Source organism: Arthrobacter sp. PvP023 (assembly GCF_017832975.1).
In the GTDB taxonomy this organism is placed as follows: Bacteria; Actinomycetota; Actinomycetes; order Actinomycetales; family Micrococcaceae; genus Arthrobacter.
Genome location: NZ_JAFIBI010000001.1, coordinates 1,839,011 through 1,863,417, shown reverse-complemented (window position 1 = coordinate 1,863,417; position 24,407 = coordinate 1,839,011). Strand labels below are relative to the sequence as shown.

The 24,407-nt window shown below is 63.3% G+C and carries 20 protein-coding genes; 5 read left to right on the top strand and 15 right to left on the bottom strand.

Going from position 1 to position 24,407, the window contains the following annotated elements; genetic code table 11:
• Nucleotides 1-53: 53 nt before the first annotated feature.
• The 3 genes from JOE31_RS08580 to fdxA all read right to left on the bottom strand — a co-directional run bounded on the left by JOE31_RS08580 (nt 54) and on the right by fdxA (nt 3,071).
• On the bottom strand, nt 54-1,337 hold the full coding sequence (locus tag JOE31_RS08580; RefSeq protein ID WP_043482784.1) for a citrate synthase: 1,284 nt from the start codon (nt 1,335-1,337) through the stop codon (nt 54-56).
• A gap of 248 nt (nt 1,338-1,585) precedes the next feature.
• On the bottom strand, nt 1,586-2,734 hold the full coding sequence (gene dapC, locus JOE31_RS08575; protein ID WP_209743315.1) for a succinyldiaminopimelate transaminase: 1,149 nt from the start codon (nt 2,732-2,734) through the stop codon (nt 1,586-1,588).
• A gap of 10 nt (nt 2,735-2,744) precedes the next feature.
• Nucleotides 2,745-3,071 carry a ferredoxin gene (gene fdxA / locus JOE31_RS08570; protein ID WP_011692652.1) on the bottom strand — a complete coding sequence of 109 codons (327 nt, stop codon included), beginning with the start codon at nt 3,069-3,071 and terminating at the stop codon, nt 2,745-2,747.
• A 166-nt stretch (nt 3,072-3,237) separates the two neighbouring features.
• Between fdxA and JOE31_RS08565 the strand changes: the two genes are divergently transcribed.
• Nucleotides 3,238-3,483: a hypothetical protein gene (locus tag JOE31_RS08565; protein WP_307864390.1), complete on the top strand. Its 246-nt coding sequence runs from the start codon at nt 3,238-3,240 to the stop codon at nt 3,481-3,483.
• Between the two features lie 31 nt (nt 3,484-3,514).
• Nucleotides 3,515-4,024, top strand: coding sequence for a transcriptional regulator (locus tag JOE31_RS08560; protein WP_209743313.1), 510 nt, complete (start codon nt 3,515-3,517; stop codon nt 4,022-4,024).
• An 18-nt stretch (nt 4,025-4,042) separates the two neighbouring features.
• On the opposite strand, the gene JOE31_RS08555 is transcribed toward JOE31_RS08560, so the two are convergent.
• Nucleotides 4,043-4,405 (bottom strand): hypothetical protein, encoded by a 363-nt coding sequence (locus JOE31_RS08555; RefSeq protein WP_209743310.1) that lies wholly within the window; start codon nt 4,403-4,405, stop codon nt 4,043-4,045.
• A gap of 48 nt (nt 4,406-4,453) precedes the next feature.
• Nucleotides 4,454-6,382: a translational GTPase TypA gene (gene typA, locus JOE31_RS08550; RefSeq protein WP_043482792.1), complete on the bottom strand. Its 1,929-nt coding sequence runs from the start codon at nt 6,380-6,382 to the stop codon at nt 4,454-4,456.
• 274 nt (nt 6,383-6,656) lie between these two features.
• On the opposite strand from typA, the gene JOE31_RS08545 reads away from it, so the two are divergent.
• Nucleotides 6,657-7,598 (top strand): SGNH/GDSL hydrolase family protein, encoded by a 942-nt coding sequence (locus JOE31_RS08545; RefSeq protein ID WP_209743308.1) that lies wholly within the window; start codon nt 6,657-6,659, stop codon nt 7,596-7,598.
• Nucleotides 7,599-7,727: 129 nt separating this feature from the next.
• On the opposite strand, the gene JOE31_RS08540 is transcribed toward JOE31_RS08545, so the two are convergent.
• The 5 genes from JOE31_RS08540 to JOE31_RS08520 form a co-directional block, all read right to left on the bottom strand.
• The gene (locus tag JOE31_RS08540; RefSeq protein WP_209743306.1) at nt 7,728-9,443 is read right to left on the bottom strand and encodes an ABC transporter ATP-binding protein; all 1,716 of its coding nucleotides are present in this window, start codon (nt 9,441-9,443) and stop codon (nt 7,728-7,730) included.
• A gap of 11 nt (nt 9,444-9,454) precedes the next feature.
• Nucleotides 9,455-10,405, bottom strand: coding sequence for an ABC transporter permease (locus tag JOE31_RS08535; protein ID WP_209743304.1), 951 nt, complete (start codon nt 10,403-10,405; stop codon nt 9,455-9,457).
• Entirely contained in the window at nt 10,395-11,324 is a 930-nt protein-coding gene (locus tag JOE31_RS08530) for an ABC transporter permease (protein WP_209743302.1), read from the bottom strand. Before JOE31_RS08530 ends, JOE31_RS08535 begins: the two co-directional genes overlap by 11 nt.
• A gap of 133 nt (nt 11,325-11,457) precedes the next feature.
• On the bottom strand, nt 11,458-13,143 hold the full coding sequence (locus tag JOE31_RS08525; RefSeq protein ID WP_209743300.1) for an ABC transporter substrate-binding protein: 1,686 nt from the start codon (nt 13,141-13,143) through the stop codon (nt 11,458-11,460).
• Between the two features lie 239 nt (nt 13,144-13,382).
• Entirely contained in the window at nt 13,383-15,218 is a 1,836-nt protein-coding gene (locus tag JOE31_RS08520; protein WP_209743298.1) for an ABC transporter ATP-binding protein, read from the bottom strand.
• 77 nt (nt 15,219-15,295) lie between these two features.
• On the opposite strand from JOE31_RS08520, the gene JOE31_RS08515 reads away from it, so the two are divergent.
• On the top strand, nt 15,296-15,925 hold the full coding sequence (locus JOE31_RS08515) for a PH domain-containing protein (RefSeq protein WP_209743296.1): 630 nt from the start codon (nt 15,296-15,298) through the stop codon (nt 15,923-15,925).
• A 24-nt stretch (nt 15,926-15,949) separates the two neighbouring features.
• Here JOE31_RS08515 and JOE31_RS08510 read toward each other — a convergent pair whose 3' ends face one another.
• The 4 genes from JOE31_RS08510 to ychF all read right to left on the bottom strand — a co-directional run bounded on the left by JOE31_RS08510 (nt 15,950) and on the right by ychF (nt 21,952).
• Entirely contained in the window at nt 15,950-17,047 is a 1,098-nt protein-coding gene (locus JOE31_RS08510) for an ABC transporter permease (protein WP_209743294.1), read from the bottom strand.
• Nucleotides 17,044-18,585 carry an ABC transporter permease gene (locus JOE31_RS08505; protein WP_209743292.1) on the bottom strand — a complete coding sequence of 514 codons (1,542 nt, stop codon included), beginning with the start codon at nt 18,583-18,585 and terminating at the stop codon, nt 17,044-17,046. The genes JOE31_RS08510 and JOE31_RS08505 overlap by 4 nt, the downstream gene beginning before the upstream one ends.
• Before the next feature lie 179 nt (nt 18,586-18,764).
• Entirely contained in the window at nt 18,765-20,543 is a 1,779-nt protein-coding gene (locus JOE31_RS08500; RefSeq protein WP_209743290.1) for an ABC transporter family substrate-binding protein, read from the bottom strand.
• Between the two features lie 323 nt (nt 20,544-20,866).
• Nucleotides 20,867-21,952: a redox-regulated ATPase YchF gene (ychF, locus tag JOE31_RS08495; RefSeq protein ID WP_209743288.1), complete on the bottom strand. Its 1,086-nt coding sequence runs from the start codon at nt 21,950-21,952 to the stop codon at nt 20,867-20,869.
• 123 nt (nt 21,953-22,075) lie between these two features.
• On the opposite strand from ychF, the gene JOE31_RS08490 reads away from it, so the two are divergent.
• Nucleotides 22,076-23,287: a DNA recombination protein RmuC gene (locus JOE31_RS08490; protein ID WP_209743286.1), complete on the top strand. Its 1,212-nt coding sequence runs from the start codon at nt 22,076-22,078 to the stop codon at nt 23,285-23,287.
• Nucleotides 23,288-23,320: 33 nt separating this feature from the next.
• Here the strand turns inward: JOE31_RS08490 and JOE31_RS08485 are convergent, their stop codons facing one another.
• Entirely contained in the window at nt 23,321-24,400 is a 1,080-nt protein-coding gene (locus tag JOE31_RS08485) for a 4-hydroxy-3-methylbut-2-enyl diphosphate reductase (RefSeq protein ID WP_209743284.1), read from the bottom strand.
• Between the last annotated feature and the right edge of the window lie 7 nt (nt 24,401-24,407).

Genomic DNA, 24,407 nt, shown 5'->3' with positions numbered 1-24,407 from the left:
CCCAAGGTGCACAGCCGGCGTCGTTCTTTGGTCACCGGTGTAGTTCGACCCGGCTAGCTGGCCGGGTAGTTGCGCTCCGGCTCTCCTGTGTAGAGCTGGCGCGGACGGCCGATCTTGGTGCTGGGATCGTTGATCATTTCGCGCCACTGGGCAATCCAGCCCGGCAGGCGGCCGATCGCAAAGAGGACCGTGAACATCTTTTCCGGGAAGCCCATGGCCTTGTAGATCAGGCCGGTGTAGAAGTCCACGTTCGGGTAGAGCTTGCGCTGGATGAAGTAGTCGTCGCCCAGGGCCTTCTCTTCGAGGCGCATGGCGATGTCCAGCAGTTCGTCGTTGCCGCCAAGCTTGCCGAGCACTTCGTGTGCCGTGTCCTTGACGATCCTGGCCCGCGGATCGTAGTTCTTGTAGACGCGGTGACCGAAGCCCATGAGGCGGACGCCGTCTTCCTTGTTCTTGACCTTCTCCATGTAGTCCTCAGGCTTGATGCCCTCGGTCTGGATCTGGCGCAGCATCTTGAGCACTGCCTCGTTGGCGCCGCCGTGGGCAGGGCCGAACAGTGCGTTGATACCTGCAGATACGGAGGCGAAGAGGTTGGCGTTGGACGAACCCACCAGGCGCACCGTGGACGTGGAACAGTTCTGCTCGTGGTCCGCATGCAGGATCAGGAGAAGGTCCAGGGCCTTGACCATGACCGGGTCCAGTTCGTACTGCTCGGCCGGAAGCCCAAAGCTGAGGCGCAGGAAGTTCTCCACGAGGTTCATGGAGTTGTCCGGGTAGAGCATGGGCTGGCCGATGCTCTTCTTCAATGCGTAGGCAGCGATGACCGGCATCTTGGCCAGGAGCCGGTAGGTGGACACTTCCACATGCTCGGCGTTGAAGGGGTCCAGGGAGTCCTGGTAGAAGGTGGAGAGGGCGGACACGGCCGAGGACAGTACGGGCATCGGGTGTGCGTCGCGCGGGAAGCCGCCGAAGAAGCCCTTGAGCTCTTCATGCAGCAGGGTGTGGCGGCGGATGCGCTGGTCGAAGGCATCCAGCTCGGTGGGCGTCGGCAGGTTGCCGTAGATCAGCAGGTAGGAAACTTCCAGGAAGCTGGAGTGCTGGGCCAGCTGCTCGATCGGGTACCCGCGGTACCGCAGGATTCCGGCATCGCCGTCGATGTAGGTGATGGCCGAAGTGGTGGCCGCGGTGTTCATGAAACCGGGGTCAAAGGCAACGGCGCCTGTCTGCTTCAGCAGTTTGGAAACGTCATAGCCTTCGTTTCCTTCTACAACCTTGATGCGCGGGAGTTCGAGTTCGCCGCCCGCATGGCGCAGGGTTGCGCTGGTGGTCTCAGTCATGGAGTCTCCTCATGAGGCGCCAGGGCCTCTCTGTAGAAAGCTTGATCCAACCTCCGGTGGAGCCGCCCGAGGAGCCTGCAAGGCAGGGATTCCAACGGCCGGGCTGCCTTCTTGTAGAAAGCCACCATTGATAGTCAGTTAAAAAGTACCGCTCCAAGGCAAGGTGACACTAATCCGGTAGTGCCTAAATGCCTCGAAAACGCCCCCGTTGTGTTGCGTGTCACACCATTGTTACGGACCCGTAGCCGCTAAGCGCCGGCGGTCAGCCGGGCCACTGCCGCGTCGATCCGCTCGTCCGCGGCGGTCAGCGCCACCCGGATGAACCCGTTGCCGGCGTCGCCGTAGAAGACGCCGGGCCCCACCACGATTCCGAGTTCGGCCAGCCTGCCCACGGTGTCCCACGTGGCCTCGCCGGCAGTGCACCACAGGTAGAGCCCGGCCCTGGACTCGTGGATTGCCAGCCCGAAGGCCTCAAGTGCGGGAACTATCCGTTCCCGCCGTCCGCGGTAAAGGTCTTTCTGTGCCTCTACGTGGGCGTCGTCCCCCAGTGCGACCCGCATGGCTTCCTGCACCGGATAGGGAACGATCATGCCCGCGTGTTTCCGGCTGTTCACCAGGTTGGCCATGATCACCGGATCGCCCGCGACGAACGCGGCACGGTACCCCGCAAGGTTCGACTGTTTGCTCAGCGAATACACCGCGAGCAGGCCGTCATGTGATGTTCCGGCAACGCGGGGGTCCAGGATGCTGGGCACCGGGTGGCCGCCGCGCTGGACGTCCCACTCCCCCCAGCCGAGTTCCGCATAGCATTCGTCGGAAGCAACCACGGCGCCTACCTCGCGGGCCTGGTCCACGATCCGCTTCAACGACGCGGCGTCACGGACGCTTCCGGTGGGGTTGGCCGGCGAGTTGACCCAGACGAGCCGGACGCGCTGCCGCGTCTCGTCATCCAGTTCATCAAGGTCGTCGGCGGCGATCTGTTCAGCGCCGGCGAATGACGCCCCGATGTCGTACGTGGGGTAGGCAACCGTCGGACGGACGACGACGTCTCCGGGCTTCAGCCCCAAAAGGAACGGCAGCCAGGCCACAAGTTCCTTGGACCCGACGGTGGGCATCACGTCCCGGGGGTCCAGCCCGGGAACGCCGCGGCGGCGCGCGAACCAATCCGCGATCGCTGCGCGGAGCGCCGGCGTTCCATGCACCGTGGGGTACCCCGGGGCGTCAGCGGCCCGCTGGAGCGCCTCCTGGATCAGGGCAGGCGTATGGTCCACGGGGGTTCCGATGGAAAGGTTGACTGCCCCTCCGGGGTGCTCCGCGGCCCTGGCAAGATACGGTGCCATGGCTTCCCATGGGTAGTCGGGCAGGCTGAGTCCGAAGCTGCGTACCGCGGAGGTCACGCCAGACGCCTCAGTGATCCTGGTTCTGGGGCGGCAGGGCGGCAATCATCGGGTGGTCGGTGTGCGTGTTGCCCACCTTCGCGGCACCGCCGGGAGAGCCCAGCTCGTCGAAGAATTCAACGTTGGCCTTGTAGTAGTCGGCCCACTCGTCGGGGGTGTCATCCTCGTAATAGATGGCTTCGACGGGGCAAACCGGTTCGCAGGCGCCGCAGTCGACGCATTCGTCCGGATGAATGTAGAGGGACCGCTCACCCTCGTAGATGCAATCGACGGGGCATTCCTCAATACATGCCTTGTCCTTGACATCTACACACGGCTGCGCGATTACGTACGTCACGTCCCTTGCCTCTCCACGTTGGTTCCGGCGTTCGGCCGGATATCACTCCCGGCCTGAGCGCCGGGCTGCTGACTTCTGAGCCTATTATCTACCAGCCTGTTCCCGCGAACCTAGCCCGTCATACAAAGCCCGGCGTCATACAAGCCCGGCGTCCTAGTATGAAGTGGTGAATTCGCAGATCCCCACTCCCCGGCAGTTCCTTGAAGGCGCCTCCCTGGGCACAAGGGTGGTGGTGCGTTACAGGATATCGGAGGGCCTGACGGATGCGCTGGGCGACCTGGTGGGAATCAACCAGGCGGAATGCACCGTCCGGACCCGGCGGACCGACGTCGTCATTCCGTTGGCCATGGTGGTGGCAGCGAAGCCGGTGCCACCGGCACCGGCGCGGCGTGCCCCGCGCACCGCCCCCTAGCCCTCCGGACAGGCTTGGCTACACTTTCCCTATGAACCGGCCGGAGCAGGACCCTGATGCGGACGTTGCCGCCAAGGGCCGCGCCCTCAGCTCGCCGCTGCGGCTTCGGATCCTGCGGATGTGCCTGCACCAGTCACGGACCAACAAGGAGATCGCCGAACTCCTGGGCCTCAACCCGGCGTCAAGCCTGCACCATGTCCGGACTCTCGTGCGGACCGGGTTCCTGGTGCCTGGAGAGCGCCGGAAAGGCAAGAGGGGCGCCGTCGAGGTTCCCTACACGGCCAGCCGCACGTCCTGGCATACGCCCGTGGACAACGTGGCTCCGATCCTGATCGAGACGTTCCTGCAGGAGACCAGGGATCTTCCGTCGGAAGACATCGAGGTGTGGCGCCTCGGGGTGAAGTTCAACGCCGAGCACCGGGAGGAAATGCTCGCCAAGCTGAGGGCGGTAATGGAAGAGTACGTCCGGCTCCCGGCCGACGACGACGGCGAAGCCACCTCGCTGATGATCGCCCACCACCGGGACCCGAAAGCCGGTTGAGCCGGCACTGACGAACCCTCAGGCCGGCGGGCGCAGCCTCCGGTAGCGCCGGCACCACAGAAGCATGAGGACGGTTGTTCCCGCGATGCCGTAGATCCAGGTGTTCCCCGGTAGGTCTCCGACGATGAGCCGTTTGCCGGGCTCCAGCATTGACAACCAGCCCGCCAGAACATAGGCGAGGCCGCCGCACACCGCCGTCGGGACGACTGAGCGGAAGCCTGCCCCGAGGAGCAGCTGGACCGATCCGAGAAGGGCCAGCGCTGCCACTGCACCCCAAGGGAGCACGACGCCGGCCAGCATCCACTGCTGGCGGTGCAGGACCGTACCTGCCGTGGCAACGAAAAGAGCTGCCGGCACGGCGACGGCAATACCGCCTGCCATGCCGGCAGCTCTAGTGTTCACGAAAGTGATAACCCGAACGTGCCGGGATCAGACCTTGGCGCGGGCGCGGTTGGCCTTGGCGCGCTCGTTGGTGTCCAGGATGACCTTGCGGATACGGATGGACTCCGGGGTGACCTCAACACACTCGTCCTCGCGGGCGAATTCGAGGGACTCTTCGAGGGTCAGGTCGCGCGGCGGCGTCAGGTTCTCGAAGGTGTCGGAGGAGGCTGCACGCATGTTGGTGAGCTTCTTTTCCTTGGTGATGTTGACATCCATGTCGTCCGCGCGGGAGTTCTCGCCGACGATCATGCCCTCGTAGACCTCTGAAGTGGGCTTCACGAAGAAGGAGCCGCGTTCCTGCAGGTTGATCATGGCGAAAGGCGTCACCACACCGGCGCGGTCGGCGATCATCGAACCGTTGGTACGGTACTCGATCGGACCGGCCCAGGGCTCGTAGCCCTCGGAGATGGAGGCCGCGATGCCGGCGCCGCGGGTGTCCGTGAGGAACTTGGTGCGGAAACCGATCAGGCCGCGGGCCGGAACGATGAACTCCATGCGGCACCAGCCGGTGCCGTGGTTGGCCATGTTGGTCATGCGGCCCTTGCGGGCTGCCATGAGCTGCGTGACGGCGCCGAGGTACTCTTCCGGTACGTCGATGGTCATGTGCTCCATCGGCTCGTGGATCTTGCCGTCGATGGTCTTGGTGACCACCTGCGGCTTGCCGACCGTCAGCTCGAAGCCTTCGCGTCGCATCTGCTCGACAAGGATGGCCAGCGCGAGCTCGCCACGGCCCTGGACTTCCCAGGCGTCGGGACGCTCGGTGGGGAGAACCTTGATGGAGACGTTACCGATCAGTTCCTTGTCCAGGCGGTCCTTCACCTGGCGGGCCGTGACCTTGGCGCCCTTGACCTTGCCGGCCAGCGGCGAGGTGTTAATGCCGATGGTCATGGAGATCGCGGGATCGTCCACGGTGATCAGGGGCAGCGGCTGCGGGTTCTCGGCGTCGGTCAGGGTCTCACCGATCGTGATGTCCTCGATGCCGGCGACGGCGACGATCTCGCCCGGGCCTGCGGACTCGGCCGGAACGCGGTCCAGGGCCTTGGTGGCCAGCAGTTCGGTGATCTTGACGTTCTTCAGCTCACCGTTGGCGCGTGCCCAGGCAACGGTCTGGCCCTTGCGCAGGGTGCCGTTGTAGATGCGGAGCAGAGCCAGGCGGCCGAGGAATGGGGAGGCGTCCAGGTTGGTGACGTGGGCCTGCAGGACGCCGTTAGGGTTGTACGTCGGGGCCGGGATGTGTTCGATGATGGTCTTGAACAGCGGCTCAAGGTCCTCGTTCTCCGGAGCCGTGCCGTCGGCCGGCTGCTCGAGGGAAGCGCGGCCAACCTTGGCAGCGGCGTAGACGACCGGGACTTCGAGGATCTTGTCCAGGTCCAGGTCCGGGACTTCATCGGCAAGATCGGACGCCAGGCCCAGAAGCAGGTCCATGGACTCGTGGACAACTTCTTCGATCCGCGCGTCGGGGCGGTCGGTCTTGTTGACCAGGAGGATCACCGGCAGGTGCGCGGCGAGGGCCTTGCGGAGCACGAAGCGGGTCTGGGGCAGGGGTCCTTCAGAAGCGTCAACAAGGAGCACAACGCCGTCAACCATGGACAAGCCGCGCTCCACCTCGCCGCCGAAGTCGGCGTGGCCGGGGGTGTCGATCACGTTGATCGTGATGGTCTCGCCCTTGGAGGACGGTCCGTTGTAGGCCACCGTGGTGTTCTTGGCCAGGATGGTGATGCCCTTTTCGCGCTCCAGGTCACCGGAGTCCATGACGCGGTCTTCGAGGTGGTTGTGCTCGGCAAAGGAGTTGGTCTGCTTGAGCATGGCGTCGACCAGGGTGGTCTTGCCGTGGTCAACGTGGGCCACGATCGCGACGTTGCGCAGGTCACTGCGCGATGCAGTGGCTACCGCGGTGTTGGTGGTGGTTTCAGACATGCGTTATTGCTCGATTCAGTGGTGAAGTCAGCTGTGGTATCGCGACATTTCCAACCGGAACGCACGACGGACGAGACCCTTTGGCACAGGGCGCCTTCTACAAGTCTAAGCGCTAGGTCATTTATTGGCCTAAAAACCCCAAATCCGCGCCCGCGCGCCCCCGTTACCGAAGCGTCACTTGAATGGAAAGAATAGTGCGTAAAGTTACTGGATATTCCCAGTGCTATGCCTCATGATTGCGGAGGTAACAGCACGCACAGCCCGGAGACCATAGATGCGAATTGCCTCAGCTTTGCCCCGCTTCATCGCACCTATGATCGCTGTCGGCGTTCTGATGGCTGGCTGTGGCCAGGCGCCGCAAGTACCGGACGCCGCCACGGAATCGAACGGTTCCGCCCTGGCGCAGCCGTCAGCCGGTGCTGTCCCGCTGAAGTCTGCGTCCGCTCCCCGGAAGTCAGCCGCCGCACCGGTGGCTGCTGCGCCGGGTGAACCCGTGGCCGCGGGTTCTGCGGCGAAGGCACAGCTCACCCCGGAACTTGATCCGGCAACCATGGCCCCCGGGTCCGTTTACAAGAACCCTGCAAACGGCCGCAACGAAGTGATCGTGGCCAACATCAGGCGGACCGCCGTCCTGATCGGGGATTCCCAGTCCGAACCGGAAGCCGGCTGGCCGCGCCAGGGCCTGGCCGCCATGGGCTACAACGTCTTCTTCTGCGGCCGCGGTGGCACCGGGTACGTTGCCTCCAACGGCAAGACCGGCAACTACATCGACGCCCTGCAGCGCGGTGACTGGCAGCTCCCCTACGGTTCCCCCGCGCTGGTTGTCATCGAGGGCGGTGGAAACGATGCTGCACGTGGAGCAACCGACGCCCAGATCGTAGCCAATGCCGAGCGCCTGATCGCGTCGCTCAAGCAGCGCTACCCCGGGTCCAAGTTCGCCATGATCGGCACCTTGGCCCGCGGGGTCAACTACGGCGGCGGGCGCCGGTCACAGGTGGATACACTGCTCAGCACCGTCGCGGCCAAGCACGCCATCCCCTTCATCAGCGTTGGAGACTGGCTGACCAAATACAACCTGGCGAAGGAACTGGCGGACGGCGTGCACATGAACAGCGTCGGACACAAGGCGCTGGGCACGATTCTGGCCGCACGGCTGAAGGAACTGGGCCTTGAGGCCCCGGCTCAGCCGGCCACCTCGGCGTTGCCGGTTGGCTAGGCCGGCGTCCCGCCTTTGAGCTTCACGTCTTCACCACGCAAGCGGACAAAGAAGGAGCCGGTATCCACCCAGCGGGGCGGATACCGGCTCCTTCTTTAGGCAACTGGCGTCTGTTCAGGCGACGTCTGTTCAGGCAACTTCGGGCGGCAGCATGAGCCGTGCACCCGGAATGGCGTTGAGCAGCGCCTTCGTGTAGTCCTTCTGCGGCGCGTCGAAGACGTCATCCGTTGAACCGGTTTCAACCAGCTTGCCCTTTTCCATCACGCAGACGTGGTCCGCGATCTGCCGGACCACGGCGAGGTCGTGGGTGATAAACAGGTAAGTCAGGCCCAGCCTGGACTGGAGCTCAGCGAGCAGGTTCAGCACCTGCGCCTGGACCAGCACGTCCAGGGCTGAGACCGCCTCGTCGCAGATGATCACTTCCGGATCGAGTGCCAGTGCACGGGCAATGGCAACACGCTGACGCTGACCGCCGGACAGTTCATTCGGGTACCGCTGCATGGTGGACTGCGGCAGCGCCACCTGGTCCAGGAGCTCGCGGACCTTCTTCTCGCGGCTGGCCTTGTCCCCGATCTTGTGGGTGCGCAGCGGTTCCTCGATGGTCCGGAAGATGTTGTACATCGGGTCGAGGGAACCGTACGGATCCTGGAAGATCGGCTGCACGCGGCGACGGAACGCGAAGATCTCCTTGTTGTTCAGCGTGGACGTGTCCACACCGTCAAACACGATCTTGCCGGACGTCGGCTGCAGGAGGTTAAGCACCATCTGCGCCACAGTGGACTTGCCGGAACCCGACTCCCCCACAATCGCCGTCGTGGTCCCGCGTTTGACGCTGAACGAGACGTCGTCCACGGCGGTGAAGTCGGTGGACTTCCCGAAGCCGGAACGGAGCTTGAACACCTTACGGAGGTTCTGGATCTGGAGCACGTCTTCAGTCATGGTCGGCTCGACGACGACTGCCTCGCCGGGAGCCAGCAGTTCGTCCGACTCGACGCCGAGCTCCTTGGCCACCTGGATGCGCCGTGAGGCCAGTGACGGGGCCGACGCCACAAGCCGCTGTGTGTACGGGTGCTGCGGGTTCTGCAGCAGCTCCAGCGACGGCCCGGCCTCCACGACCTGGCCGCGGTACATCACCACCACCTTGTCCGCACGTTCGGCGGCGAGGCCCAGGTCGTGGGTGATGAGCAGGACGGCCGTGCCCAGCTCGGTGGTCATCTTGTCCAGGTGATCCAGGATCTGACGCTGCACGGTCACGTCCAGGGCCGACGTCGGCTCGTCGGCGATGAGCAGGCGCGGCTGGCAGGACAGGCCGATCGCGATCAGGGCACGCTGGCGCATGCCGCCGGAGAACTCGTGCGGGTACTGCTTTGCGCGGCGTTCGGCGTCGGGAAGGCCTGCCTGGGCGAGAACCTTCGCAACGTCCGCCGGCCCGCTGGGGCGCCCGTTGGCCCGCAGCGTTTCCTTGACCTGGTAGCCGATCTTCCACACCGGGTTGAGGTTGGACATCGGGTCCTGCGGGACCATGCCGATGGTGTTGCCGCGCAGCTCGATCATGCGCTTTTCGGGGGCATCGGAAATGTCCTCGCCGTCGAGGAGGATCTGTCCGCCGGAAACCCGGCCGTTGGCGGGCAGCAGGCCGATGGCGGCCAGCGCCGTCGTCGACTTTCCGGAGCCCGACTCACCCACGATCGCGACCGTTTCACCCGGCATGATGGTCAGGTGGGCGTTCCGGACGGCCTGGACCTCACCGGAACCGGTCTTGAAGGAAATGGCGAGGTCGCGGATTTCCAGGAGCGGCTTGTCCGCCAGGTCTGCCTCACGGATGCTGACATCGGAACTTGTCATGATTGCCTCGTTCATCGTTGGCGGCTCTTCGGGTCGAGGGCGTCGCGCAGGGCATCGCCGAGCATGATAAAGCTCAGGACAGTGACGGAGAGCGCCATTGCCGGGTAAAGCAGGATCGCCGGGTTGGTGCGCACAGAGGACTTGGCTGCGGCGATGTCGTTACCCCAGGACATGATGCTGCCTGGCAGGCCGATGCCGATGAACGACAACGTGGCTTCGGCAACGATGAAGACGCCGAGTTCCATGGTGGCGAGGACGATAATCGGCGCAAGGGCGTTCGGCAGCACGTGCCTGATGAGTGAGCCGATGCGCGAGACGCCAAGGGACCGGGCCGCAGTGACGAAGTCGGCGTTGCGCACTTCGATCACGGCTCCGCGCGTGATACGGGCCATCTGCGGCCAGCCGAGGATCACCAGGACCATGACCACTGTCCAGACGCCGCGGTTTTCACGCATGAACGGCAGCTGCGAGACCACCAGCGCGCCCAGAATAAGCGGCAGGGCGAAGAAGATGTCGCCAAGACGGGCAATGACGGCGTCGATCCAGCCGCCATAGAAGCCTGCGAGGGCACCGAGTGTGACTCCGATGATGAGGACGAACAGCACGGAGAAGACGCCCACCATGAGCGACGCCTGGGTACCGTGGATGAGGCGGGAGTATACGTCGCAGCCCTGGAAGGTGAATCCGAGCGGATGCCCGGTTGCCGGGGCGCCGTCGGAATTTGCCAGCTGGCAGTTGTCGTTCGGCGCCACCTGGGTGAACAGGCCCGGAAAGAGCGCCACAACAATAATCAGGGCAATCATCACGGCTGAAATGATGAACAGCGGGCGACGGCGGAGCTTGCGCCAGGCATCGGCCCAGAGGCTAAGCGGTGCCTGGTCTACTTTGAGCGAGTCTGTTGCCAGCAGAGGGGTCTCCTCAACGGGGGCAACGAAGTGCTCGATTTCGCGATTAGTTTTCATAACGGATCCTTGGATCAAGCCAGGCATAGAGCAAGTCGACCAACAGGTTGGCAATTACGAAGACGAGCACCAGGACGCTGACAATCGCGACCACGGTGGGGCCTTCGCTGCGGATGACGGCCTGGAACAGCTTCTGGCCAACGCCCGGGACGTTGAAGATACTCTCCGTAACGATGGCGCCGCCCATCAGGCCGCCGAGGCTGGCGCCCAGATAGGTGATGACCGGAATCATCGAGTTACGAAGGATGTGCGTGATCACCACGCGCGGCCGTGACAGGCCTTTCGCGGTGGCGGTGCGCACGTAGTCGGCATTCATGTTTTCGATGACCGATGCACGGGTGAGCCGCAGGACGTAGGCGAAGGAAACCAGTCCAAGCACAGTGGCCGGCAGGATCAGGTTGCCCCAGTCCGCGTTTGCTCCAACAGTGGGTTTGGCCCAGCCAAGCTGCACACCAATCAGCAACTGCAGGACGAAGCCGAGGACGAAGGTCGGGATGGCGATGACCACCAGAGACGCAACGAGCACCGTCGCGTCGAAGATCTTCCCCTTGCGCAGGCCGGCAATGAGGCCGAAGGTGACGCCAAAGACAGTCTGGATAATGAGGGCCTCGACGGCAAGCATGACCGTCACCGGAAAAATCCGGCCAAGGGACGCCGCAATCGGCTGGCCGGTGAAATCGACTCCGAGGTTGAAGGTGAACAGGTTCTTGAGGAAGAGCCCGTATTGCACCCAGAACGGCTGGTCGAGGTTGTACTGCTGGCGGAGCTGCGCGATCACGGCTTCGCTGGGGGGACGGTCGCCGAACAGCGCCCGGATGGGGTCACCCGGAAGCGCGAAGACCATGAAGTAGACGAGCAGGGTGGTTCCGATAAACACCGGAATGATCTGCAGCAGGCGCCGGAGAATGTACTGGATCACAGCGACATCTCCCGCGCGTTTGTGGGGCTATGGGGGATCATGTAGGACAGCTTTCGTGCCGGTTCCAAGGCTATGGGGGCCCGGCTTTGTGGCCGAACCCCCATTAGCTTTTGACGTGGATATGTTCCGAGAACTACTTGGCGGTGATGGCCCAGTACTGCAGAACACCGTTCCAGCCAGAGTCAACATTGCTGACGTTCTGGCTCCAGACGGCCTGACGTGCGGAGTACCACAGCGGCAGGTTCGGGAGTTCCTCGAAGAGAATTTCCTGTGCCTGGGTGAACTTCTTGTTGGCGTCGTCCGTGGACTTGGCGCCGAGGCCTTCGGTGAGGAGCTTGTCGAACTCGGGGTTCGTGTAGCCCTCGTAGTTGGCGCTGGCGCCGGTCTTCAGGAGCGGGCCGAGGAAGTTGTACAGCGACGGGTAGTCTGCCTGCCAGCCGGCACGGGTCAGGCCGGGAAGGTCCTTGGCGGTGCGCAGCTTCAGGATTTCAGCAAACTTGGCGAACGGCTGGCCCTCGGCCTTGATTCCCAGGTTGTTCTTGAAATTGTTGGCAACGGCGTCGATCCATTCCTTGTTGCCGCCGTCAGTGTTGTACGCAAGCTGCAGGGTCTTGTCAGCCGGCCACGGGCTGATGGCGTCGGCCTTCGTCCACAGGTCCTTGGCCTTGGCGGCGTCGAACTTGAGAACATCGGAACCGGCAACATTTTCGTTGTAGCCGTCAACGGCCGGGGAGGTGAAGTCCTTGGCCGGGATGCGGGTTCCGGAGAAGATGACTTTGGTGATCTCTTCGCGGTTGATGGCCATGGACAGCGCCTGGCGGCGGAGCTTGCCCGCCTCGCCCTGGAACTCGGGCAGGTAGCCCGGGATGTTCAGGGTGGAGTTGCCTGCATACGGCTTGTTGAGGTGGTTCTCAGGGAAGTCCGTGGTGTAGGTCTTCAGGGCATCCGTCGGCAGGACGTCCGTGACATCGAGGTTGTTGCCCTGGATGTCGGTGTAGGCCGGGGCCGGGTCGGTGTAGAACTTGAACGTCACGCCGCCGTTCTTGGCAGCACGCGCACCCTGGTAATCAGCGTTCTTGACCAGTTCGATCTGGCTGTCGTGCTGCCAGGCACCTTCCTTGGCCATCTTGTACGGGCCGTTACCGACCGGGTTCTCGCCGAATTTCTTCGGGTCCTTGATGGCGTCAGCGGGCAGGGGCATGAAGGCCGAGTAGCCAAGACGCAACGGCCAGTCGGCTTCAGGCTGCGTCAGCTTGACCGTGATGGTGGAATCATCCTTCAATGCAAGGCCTGAGAGGGTCTGTGCAGTGGGGGCAGGAACGTCGGTGTCCTTGCCGTCCGCGCCCTTCTCCGTCTTGGTGGCGCTGACTGCGTCATAGCCTTCGATGGATTCGAAGAAGCTGCTGTTGCTCTGGGCGTTGGTGCTCAGAGCGGCGAAGTTCCATGCGTCAACAAAGCTCTTGGCGGTAACTTCCTCGCCGTTGGTGAACTTGCTGCCGGACTTGACCTTGATGGTGTAGTTCTGGCCGTCCGGGGACTCGATGGACTCTGCCAGCGCGTTGACGGACTTGCCGCTGGGGTCGTAGCTCCGAAGTCCTTCGAACAGGAGCTCCACAACGCGGCCACCGTACACTTCGCCGGTATCGGCGGGCATCAGGGGCTTCTGCGGTTCGTTGCTGTACGCGGTGATGACCTTGTTGGGGTCGCCTGCAGCCTGGCTGGCACCGTCTGTGGAGCCGCCTCCGGCACCGCATCCGGTCAGGGCAAGGGCCGCGATGGCAACCATGCCCAGTGCTTTGGAAGTGCGCGAAAAACGCATTCCGCCTCCTATGAGTTGTGGGAGTTGAGTTAGGGAAATCTTGTGCTTCCCCGCAGGCCGGGCACAGAGGTGTCCTGTGACGTGGCATACATAAGTGAGTAGCCTAACCTCAAAATGTCCAAATATTGGAACTCTGTTGCCAAACTGTGACCCGGTCACAATTTGACCATTAGCGTCAACAGCGGCGCATTTCAAGTCACATGTTACTCACTGGTATGCTACCCCTGATGTGACGGACGCTACTCCACTCCACTCGCCAGCAACTGCGCCCTCAGCTCCCTCCGCTCACGCTGTTTTTCGGGGTCCGGAAGCGGCACGGCGGCAAGCAGCCGCTGCGTGTAGGGCTCCTGCGGATTGCGCAGAATCTGGTCCCGGGTGCCTTGCTCGACGATCCTGCCGCGTTGCATCACACAGATCCGGTCGGCCAGTACGTCGACCACTGCCAGGTCGTGAGTCACGAACAGGCAGGCGAAGCCGAGGTCCTTTTGGAGGTTCTGGAACAGTTCAAGCACTTTGGCCTGCACAGAGACGTCAAGAGCCGACGTCGGCTCATCCGCCACCATCAGCTTCGGCTTGAGCGACAGCGCCCGGGCAATGCCCACGCGCTGCTTTTGCCCGCCGGACAGTTCATGCGGGTACCGGTTGCGGTAGCTCCGCGGCAGCTCAACCTGGTCAAGCAGGGCCTCGATCCGCTTCTGCAGCCCGCTTCCCTTGGCTTCCCCGGCAAGGAACATCGGTTCGCCGATGCTCTCGCCGATCGGAAGGCGCGGGTTCAGCGACGAGGACGGGTCTTGGAACACCATGCCGATGTGGCGGCGGACCTGGTGCAGCTGTTTGCCGTTTTTCTTGGCGGCGGAGATGTCCTGGCCTACGACCCGCATGGTGCCGGCGGCGACCGGAAGCAGCCCCACGGCCGCCCGGCCGATGGTGGTCTTGCCTGAACCTGATTCGCCGACCAGCCCAACCACTTGGCCCGGGTAGATCACGAGGTTTGCGCCTTCGACGGCCCTGAAAGCCGGCACACGGCCCTGTTTGGGGTACTCGATCGCCACATCGGTCAGTTCAAGGACAGGCTCGCCCTGGGGCCGTTCCGCAGCCGCAGCAGCCAGCGCCGCAGCGTTCTCGCGTTCGCGCCGGGCCAGTTCCGCGTGGTCCACCGATTCGAGTTCGGCGTGTGTAGCGGCAGCCAGCGCGGCAGTGACGTCCACCTCTTCGCCGGGCTCCGCACCTCCTTGGCCGAGGTGCGGCACTGCCGCCAGGAGAGCCTGGGTGTACTCGTGCCGGGGGTTGCGGAAGATTTGTTCGGCCGTTCCCGTCTCGACAATCAGACCCTGCCGCATCACGGCGATCCGGTCGGCAAGGTCCGCCACTACACCCATGTCATGGGTAATGAGCACGATGGCGCTGTCCAGTTTGTTCCGGAGGTTGCGCATGAGGTCCAAGATTTCGGCCTGGACCGTCACGTCCAAGGCAGTCGTGGGCTCGTCGGCAATAAGGAGTTTGGGATCGCAGGACAGTGACTGCGCGATCATGGCCCGTTGCCGCTGGCCTCCGGACAACTGGTGCGGGTAGGACCTGAAGGCCTTCTCCGGGTCCGGGAGCTCCACCAGTTCCAGCATCCGCAAGGCACGCTCCTTGGCCTGCTCAGGCGAAACTTCGTTGTGGAGCCGCACCGTCTCCACGATCTGCGCCCCAACTGTGTATACCGGGTTGAGGGCGGTCATCGGCTCCTGGAAGATCACGGCCACATCCTTGCCGCGGACCTCGCGGATGTTGGCTGCGTTAGCGCCGAGCAATTCTTTACCGGAGAGCCGGACGCTGCCGGACACCCGGCTGTTGCTGGGCAGGAGGCCCAGGAGGGCCATGGAGCTGGCACTCTTGCCGGAACCGGACTCCCCCACAATGGCCAGGACTTCGCCTGCCCTGACCTCGTAGTTCAGGCCGATGGCCGCGGGCACCCACTTCTTGTCCACGCCGAAGTCAACGCTGAGATCGCGGACCTCAAGGACAACTGCGCCCTTGGCGGGATCCTGTGCCGGGGCGGTGTCCTGGTTAGGGGTGATGTTGTCAGTCATGACGCGTTCCCTTCCGCCCAGGCCACGACTGCACTGAAGATTAGTGCTGTGGCCTGGAATCCTGAATTATTAGGGGCATGAGCAGTGTGCCGCACGCCGGAAATGTTGAAGTCTTCAAAGCCCGCACCAACAAGTGGTTCGCCTGGCTGTCCTGGCTGGTCGCAGCACTTGGCCTCGCCGTCACTGCGGCGGCCGGAGAGCCGGCGGCGCTTCTGGGCACAGGCCCGCTGCTGCTGGTCGGCTTCCTGGGCTGGCTGCTGTTCTGGATGCCCGCTGTGGTGATCCACGACGGCGGCATCACGCTGGAGAATCCGTTCCGCTCCGTCGACGTCCCGTGGTCCGCCCTCGTGAACGTCGACACCCGGTACGCGCTGACGCTGGTCACGCCTGCACGGAACTATGTCTCGTGGGCTGCACCCGCGCCGGGCATCTGGGGTGGGCGCAACGCCCGTCCCGAGGATCTCAAGGGCCTTCCTTCCGCGACCTACGGACCGGGAAAGTCCGTGCGTCCCGGGGACCTGAAGACCACCGATTCCGGCCAAGCGGCCCGGCTGGTTCGCGGACGTTGGGAAGAGCTGGTCGAAACGGGCGCCCTGGACGCGGGAAATGCCGAAGCAACGGCTGTCAGGGTGACCTTCCGCTGGACGGCCATTGCCGCCACTGCCGTGCTCTTGGCCGCCAGCTACTGGGGCGTGGCAGTTCCGTAGGGCGGATGCCCGGACAGGGCGCATTCAGTCGCCCGCAGAGCCGTCGGCTGCTGCAGCGGGGGCCTTCCGCACCTCAGCAGGCTTCACGTCCTTGGCCTTCTTGGCGTTGAACTTCTTCTGCCGCGGATCGAACGCATCGCGAAGTCCGTCGCCGATGAAGTTGATGCTGAGGCAGATCAGGACAATGAAGAGCCCGGGGAACCAGAACAGCCATGGCCGGGTGGCAAATGCTTCCTGGTTTTGTGAGATCAGCAGGCCCAGTGAGGTGTCCGGGGATTTCACGCCGACGCCGAGGTAGCTCAGGGCCGTTTCCAGCAGGATGGCAGCGGACATGGTCAGGGTCACGTTAACGATCAGCACACCGATGGCATTGGGCAGGATGTGCTTGAAAATGATCCGTGAATTGCTGGCGCCCGAGATGCGTGCCGCATCGACGAACTCCCGCTCACGCAGCGTGAGGAACTCCCCGCGCATCAGCCGGGCGAGGCCAACCCAGCTGACGAGGCCAAGGAAGATGCCAAGGATCAGGATGCCGTTGCTGGCCGCGAAACCCGAAAACCAGCCTCCCTGGTCCCGGCGGTTGACGCTCTGGGCGACTACGGCGGCGAGCAGCAGCACGGGGATGATGATGATGACATCGGTGATCCGCATCAGCACGGCCTCGACCCAACCTCGGAAATAACCCGACAGGCCGCCTACCACGGTGCCGAGCAGGCCAGCGATGGTCCCGATGAGGAGCATGATGATGATGGACTGCTGGGCTCCACGCATGGTCATGGCGAAGAGGTCGCGGCCGATGCGGTCCTGCCCGAACGGGTGTTCGCCCCAGGCCGGCGGCCACAAGGACGCGGTCGGAACGCCGTCATTGACGAGCGGTGAGACGTCCAGGTGGTTGTATTTCCACCAGCCCGGAATTCCGGCCCAGCCCACTGAAGTGAACGCCATCAAAAAGATGATGGCAAAAATGAACAGGCCTGCAATGGCTCCGCTGTGGCCCAGGAACCGCTTACGTACTATTTGTCCCTGGCTCAGCCCCTTTGCGTCCGGCTCAAGGGACGCACCCGGCGGCCTGGGGTGTGAGTGCTCGGCGAGGAATTCTTCCTGCTGGGTTGGCTGGCTCATGCCTTAATCCTTACGCGGGGATCGAGTGCGGAATACGCAAGGTCTGCGATCAGGTTGAACACCATCGCGGTCACTGCCACGCATACGAATACGCCCATGACCGGGTTTGGGTCCGTATGCATGATGCCGTCCAGGAAGAGGAAACCCATGCCTCGAACGGAGAACACGGTCTCCGTGATGACGGCTCCGCCTATGAGCGCCCCGATATCAAAAGCAACGATGGTGGCAATGGGAATCAGTGCGTTGCGGAACGCATGTCCCATCACCACGGACCTTTCAGAGAGGCCCTTGGCCCGGGCTGTCCTGATGTAGTCCATATTCATGATTTCCAGCATGGACGATCGGGTGAACCGCGTGTAGCTTGCCAGCGAAACAAGGATGAGGGCCATGGTCGGGAGAATCAGGTGGGTGAACGTGTCCAGTGTCAGGATCCAGAAGTCGCCCTGGATGTTGGGGGTGCCCGCACCGATGGTGGCGATCGGCCTGCCCCGGACCCTGCTGTTGCTGAAGTAGCTGGGCCAGGCCTGCATGAAGCGGTCCATGAGGACGAGCCCGCCTACCAGGAAGGAAGTTATGCCGGCAGCCCGCATGGACTGGCCCCGGTCGTAGCCGCCCATCAGGTAGCCCACGGCTACGCCCACGCCGACGGTCGCGATGCCCAGCAGGACGATCATGACGGCCGTCGCCTGGTTCAGGAGCGGCTGGACTGCGAAGTACGCCACCAGTCCAACTGCCACAACGATCAGCGACGCTTGCAGCGCCTTCCGGTTCTTGAGCCCCGCCACCAGGAGGGTGACGGCGAATGCGAGGCCCACCCCGGCAATTGCTATGACCACCGGTCCAAGGCCGGGGTTCCGGAACCACTGGACAACAGAGAAATAGATCAGGATAAGGCTGACCGCGAGGAACACGGTACCGCCTGAAACGATGCGGCGGCGGGCTGCCCCGCCTACGGCAACGGCAACTATCAGGCCTGCGATGGCCCCGATCCCGAGTGCCACCGGCAGCGGAATCTCAGGATTGCGGAGAAAATCGTTGAAACCGATGGCCCCGTATTCCTTCAACAGCACCGCAACCCAGAAAATGGGGAGCGAGAAGAAGAGGAAGGCCATGAACGTCACGCCGTAGTCCAGGGCACTGTACTGCCGAAGCGCCGTGATGATGCCCAGCGCGATACCGATGAGGATTGCCAGAATCGTGGCGCCGGTGACAAGTGTCAGGGTTTGCACCAGCGCAAATCCGAGCGCATCGGTAATCGGCTGTCCGGCGATGTTCTTTCCGAGGTCACAGGAGCTGCCGAAAGGGACCAGGCACCTGGCTGCTCCGCTGAGCCACTTGAAGTACCTGAGGGGTGCCGGAGTATCCAGGTCAAGGAGCTGGCTGCGTGAGTCCATGAGCTGTTGTTTGTTCGGAGCGCTGCTGGCGCGGAACTCCTCCAGCGGATCCCCCGACGACGCTGTCAGGAGATACACGAGGAATGATGCCCCGAGAAGTATAAGTGCGGCCGTAATCAGTCGCCGGACGATGTACGTCACCATGGTGGAAAGCCTCGATATCCGGGCCGGGATCTCACCGCGCCCATCGCAGAATCAGTCCGGCTTCCCGAGTGAGGTGGGCGGAAAGCCGGCAGAGTGCCGGTGCTGCCGGCGAAGGCGCCGGGACGTTCGTGCATTTGTCCCGGCGCCTTCACCTGCTGTTTGCTCGTTGAGCGGGGGCTCTACTTCTCAGCCCACTCCCAGAAGTTCCACCAGACACCGGTCTGGTTCGGCATGAACTTCACGCCCGTGATCCGGTCGCTGTAGGCGTCAACTCCGACGGACTGGAAGAGCGGAAGGCCGTAGGCGGACTCCCAGATCTTCTTGTCAATCTCCTTGCTGAGCTCATCCTGCTTGCTGCGATCGGTGGTGACGATCAGCTCGTCCATCAGCTTGTCAGCTTCCGGATCGCTGAACTGGTTGAAGTTCGATCCGTTGCCGCTGCGGAAGATCTGCGGCACGCCGGAAACGCCGACACCCGGGTTGATCCAGCCGAAGATGGTGGCATCGTAGCTGCCGTCGCCGAGGGCCTTGCCCCAGTCAGACTTGCCAAGGCCGCCGTCAACGATCTTGAAGCCGGCCTTGGTGGCCGACTCGCGGATCAGGGAGAAGGCGTCAACGCGGTTGGGGTTGTCCTTGTTGTACATGATGCGGATCTCAGGCGTCTTGCCGGCGAGGAGCGCCTTGGCACCGTCGATGTCCACGTCCTGGTATGCGGAAGAACCGTTGTTCTTGACCGAATCAGCGTAGGCCGCCTGGGCAGGAACGAACAGCTGCGAGTCCAGCGGCTTGGCCTCCGGGTCGAGCTTCTTCACGATCTTGTCCACGATGTCCTTGCGCGGGACGGTCTTCATGAACGCCTCGCGGACGCTCTTTTCGGCCAGGGGACCCGAGTAGTTCAGGTCGATGTGGTCGTAGGAAAGCTGGTTGCCCTGTTCAACGGTGACACCCTGGCTTTCAAGCGCCTTGAGCTGCTCGATGGTATCTGCTGAGGCCTGCGGAGCAATGATGTCCGCTTCGCCGTTCTTAAGTGCCTGCACCTGCGCCGGCGCGGAACCGATGTAGCGGACCGTGATTTCGTCCAGGCTGGCTTCCGGGCCCCAGTTGTAGTCCTTGTTGCGGACCATCGTCAGGGACTGGTCCTGCGTGACGCTCTTGACGATGTACGGGCCGTTGGAGAGGAAGAGGCTCGGGTCAGACGGCAGGGTCTTGGTGTCGAAACCGGTGTTCCAAAGATCCGCCATGGCCTTCAGCTTCTCGTCGGCCGGCTTCGGGGCTTTGGGATCACCCTTCGGCTTCTCCTTCAGGTAGTCCACCAGGGCCTGCGCGTCGGTCAGGCCGGCTTTCTTGGCCAGGACGTGCGCTGCGATGTCGATCCCGGGACCGCCAAGGATGGTTTCCCAGTCAGCGAAGGGCTTGGAGTACTTGATGGTCATGGAACGGTTGCTGTCACCGATTTCGGGGAAGTCAGTGAGCTTGAGACCGGTGGGATCGCCGGCGTAGGAGAAGTAGGATGTGCCGGTCTTCGCCTCGGAGTCGGCATCGTCGTAGTAACCCGAGAAGGCCGCCCATTGCAGCAGGAGGTCAGCCGCCGTTACCGGCGTACCGTCGGACCATTTGACTCCCTCATTGATGGTGTACTTCACCGTCAGGGGATCATCGGAAGTCTTTTCCATCTTGCCGAACTTCTCGTTGCGTACAACGTTCAGCTGGTTGTCGATGTAGTAGAAACCCGAGTGGGTGGCATAGCTGATCTTTGAGTTGATGTCCGTGTTGCCATCGGCAGTGTTCGGATTGAACGTGTTGAACGCGTTCACCTCGACCACCGTGGCTGAACCACCCTGTTTGCCGGCAGTAGCGCTTGACGGGGTTGTCCCGCCGCTGTTGCCGGCGCAGGCGCTGAGAGCTAGCGCGGCAGCAGCCGCGACGCCTACCGCTTTGGAAATACGACCTAAGCGCATTCCGCCTCCTATGTTTCTGTGGTGTTGAAAAGACCGCCGCTGTAGGCGCCGGCCAGACCGCCCATTCCCCCAGTGAGAATGTGGCTCGTCTCACATGAGCAGTAGCCTAGACCCGAAAAGAATGCGCATGGGACCAAAGTTGCCCGTGAGTAAAGGTTGTTACCGAGCTGCAACAATGGACAGGCGGAGCCGTTTTAATTCTTAAGGAAGCCGGGCGCGGAACACCAGCCCGGAGGGCGGGTCCAATCACAACAAAAGCCCCGATTCTATGGAATCGGGGCTTTCACCGTTAATGCTCAATCACTGACTTTTGGGTGCTGCTGCTACACGTTGAAGCGAAACTCCACCACGTCGCCGTCGGCCATGACATATTCCTTGCCTTCGATGCGGACCTTGCCGCGGGCCTTTGCCTCGGCCATGGAACCGGCCTCCATGAGGTCGTCGAAGGAGACGACTTCGGCCTTGATGAAGCCGCGTTGGAAGTCGGAGTGGATCACACCGGCGGCCTGCGGTGCCGTGTCACCCTGGTGGATGGTCCAGGCGCGTGTCTCTTTGGGTCCTGCCGTCAGGTAGGTCTGCAGCCCGAGGGTGTGGAAGCCGACCCGTGCCAGCTGGTCGAGGCCCGATTCGTCCTGGCCGTTCATTTCCAGCATCTCGCGGGCTTCTTCCTCGTCCAGTTCCACGAGGTCCGATTCAAGCTTGGCGTCGAGGAAGACGGCGTCCGCCGGGGCAACCATGGCCCGCAGTTCTTCCTGCTTCCCGGGGTCGCCGAGGATTCCTTCGTCAGCGTTGAAGACGTAGATGAACGGCTTGGCCGTGAGCAGGCCGAGCTCCTTGAGGTGCTCCATTTCGAGCTTGTCGCTCTTGATCGAGGAGAAGATGGTGTCGCCGCGTTCGAGCACGGCCTGCGCCGCCTTGATGGCGGCCAGTTCGGCCGCGTCGCGCTTCTTGATCTTGACTTCTTTTTCGATCCGGGGAATGGCATTTTCAATGGTCTGAAGGTCAGCCAGGATCAGTTCGGTGTTGATCGTCTCCATGTCCGAGCGCGGATCCACCTTGCCGTCGACGTGGATGACGTCGGGGTCATCGAACACGCGGACAACCTGGGCAATGGCCTCGGCCTCACGGATGTTGGCGAGGAACTTGTTGCCCAGGCCTTCGCCCTCCGACGCACCCTTGACGATCCCGGCGATGTCGACGAACGACACCGGAGCAGGCAGCAGTCGCTGGGATCCGAAGACGGCGGCCAGCTTGGCGAGCCGCGGGTCCGGCAGGTTGACCACACCGACGTTCGGCTCGATCGTGGCGAACGGATAGTTCGCCGCGAGCACCTGATTGCGGGTCAGTGCGTTGAAAAGGGTTGATTTGCCGACGTTGGGCAGTCCGACGATGCCAATAGTAAGAGCCACGAGCACTAATTCTACCGGCAATCGGGCCGGAGCCCTGCGTCCGTTGGTTCCTGATCGCCTCGGACCATGACAGGCGCGTGCGTCTGCGCCAAAAATGTCAGGGGCCCGTGCCAAAGTGAACACATGGACGCTTTTGCACTGATACTTGCCCTGCTGATGCTGATTCTCGGCGCCGTGATTGGCGCAGCCTCCACCTACGTGGTGCTCCGGCGGCGCAGCGTGGCCCTGGAGCAGGACTTCGACGGCGTTTCGGCCCGCCTCTCGGAGGTCAGCGCCCAGTTCGCGGCAGCCGACGCCGAGCGGCGCCTTTTGTCGGCACAGAACCGGGAGCTGGGCGAGTCACGCAATCAGGACGGCAGCGTCCTTCGCGCCCTGGCGCCTGTGGCAGAGAAACTTACGGCGGTGCAGCAGCAGGTGTCCCTGCTTGAACGTGACCGACTGGAGCAATACGGGCAGCTGGCACAGCAGCTGCAGGAGGCCCGCCTCTCCGACCAACAGCTTCTTCGCTCAACCCACGCCCTTGAATCCGCCCTGCGCTCCAACAGCGCCCGCGGTCAGTGGGGCGAAGTCCAGCTCCGCCGCGTCGTGGAAGCCGCAGGCATGCTCCGCCATGTGGACTTCCACGAGCAGCAGCACAGCGCCGGCGCGGGGAACGCCGTCCGGCCCGACCTCGTGGTCCAGCTACCGGGCGGGAAGCAGCTTGTGGTGGACGCCAAGGTGCCCCTGGCGTCGTACCTGGAGGCCCAGGACCTGGGCTCCTCGGCGGGGCAACAGCAGACCGGGCCGGCGCTCACCGGCCAGAACGCGCTGCTGGCGGCACACGCCAAGGCGTTGAAATCACACGTGGACGCCCTGAGCACCAAGAAGTACTGGGACATTCCGGGCAACTCGCCGGAACTCGTGATCTGCTTCCTGCCAGCGGAATCCATCCTGGCAGCCGCGCTTGCGGCGGATCCCGCCCTCTTGGACTACGCCCTGAACAAGAACGTGGTACTCGCGTCCCCCGGCACTCTCCTGGCCGTCCTGAAGTCAGTGGCGTTCACCTGGCGCCAGGATGTCCTGACAGACAGTGCCCGCGAGCTCTTCGAGTTGGCACGGCAGCTCTACGAGCGGATGGGAACGCTCGGTGAAAACGTCACCAAGCTGGGGTCCTCGCTGAAGACTTCCGTTGACCGCTACAACTCCATGGTCGGAACGCTCGAAGCCCGTGTCCTCCCCACCGCACGGAAACTCAACGCCCTCGAGGCCGAAGGACTGACGACGCCGCCTGCAATCGAGGTGACTCCCCGCTCCGTGGCAGCACCGGAACTCCAGTCGGAGGAGTCCGCCGCCTAGTCGGCAGCCGGACAGGAACCAGCCGGGAGTGCGTCAGGCCCGCGCGCCTCGTCCGCCGAGGGCTCGGGTCACGTCGCCGGACTTCTTGAGCGTTGCGCGAAGCTCCTTGGGCAGGGAGAAGAGCAGGTCTTCCTCCGCTGTGACCACTTCCTCCACGCTGCCGTAGCCGTAGTCCGCAAGGAGCCGGAGCACATCCTTGACCAGCACCTCCGGAACCGATGCGCCGGAGGTGACGCCAACCGTGGCGACGCCCTCGAACCACGCCTCATCCACTTCGTTGGCGAAGTCGACGCGGTAGGACGCCTTGGCACCGTATTCCAGTGCAACTTCCACTAGCCGGACAGAGTTGGAGGAATTGGCCGAACCCACCACGATGACCAGGTCGGCCTGCGGGGAGATCTTCTTAATGGCCACCTGGCGGTTGGTGGTGGCGTAGCAGATGTCGTCGCTGGGCGGGTCCTGCAGCGTCGGGAAGCGTTCCTTCAGCAGCCGGACTGTTTCCATCGTTTCATCCACGCTCAGTGTGGTCTGCGACAGCCAGATGACCTTTTCCGGATCCCTGACCGTCACCTTATCCACTTCGTGCGGGCCGTTGATGATCTGGATGTGCTCAGGAGCTTCACCGGCCGTGCCTTCAACTTCCTCGTGGCCGTCGTGGCCGATGAGGAGGATGTCAAAGTCGTCCTTGGCGAATCGGACGGCTTCCCGGTGCACCTTGGTGACCAGCGGACAGGTGGCATCAATGGTCCGCAGGCCACGGTCCTCTGCCGACTGCACCACTGCGGGCGATACCCCGTGGGCGGAAAAGATGACCAGCGCACCTTCGGGGACCTCATCGGTCTCATCAACGAAGATGGCGCCCTTCTCCTCAAGCGAGCTCACGACGTGAACGTTGTGAACGATCTGCTTTCGGACGTACACAGGCGGACCATAGTGCTCCAGTGCCTTCTCAACCGCAATGACTGCCCGGTCCACTCCGGCGCAGTAGCCGCGGGGAGCTGCGAGAAGCACTTTTTTGGGACCGGGCACCGGGGCCGCAGCCAGCACGTCCTCAGGCGATCGGCGCCTGCGTGGAATTGACGGCATGGGTATGGAGACAGCTGAGGTGGTCATTGTTCAA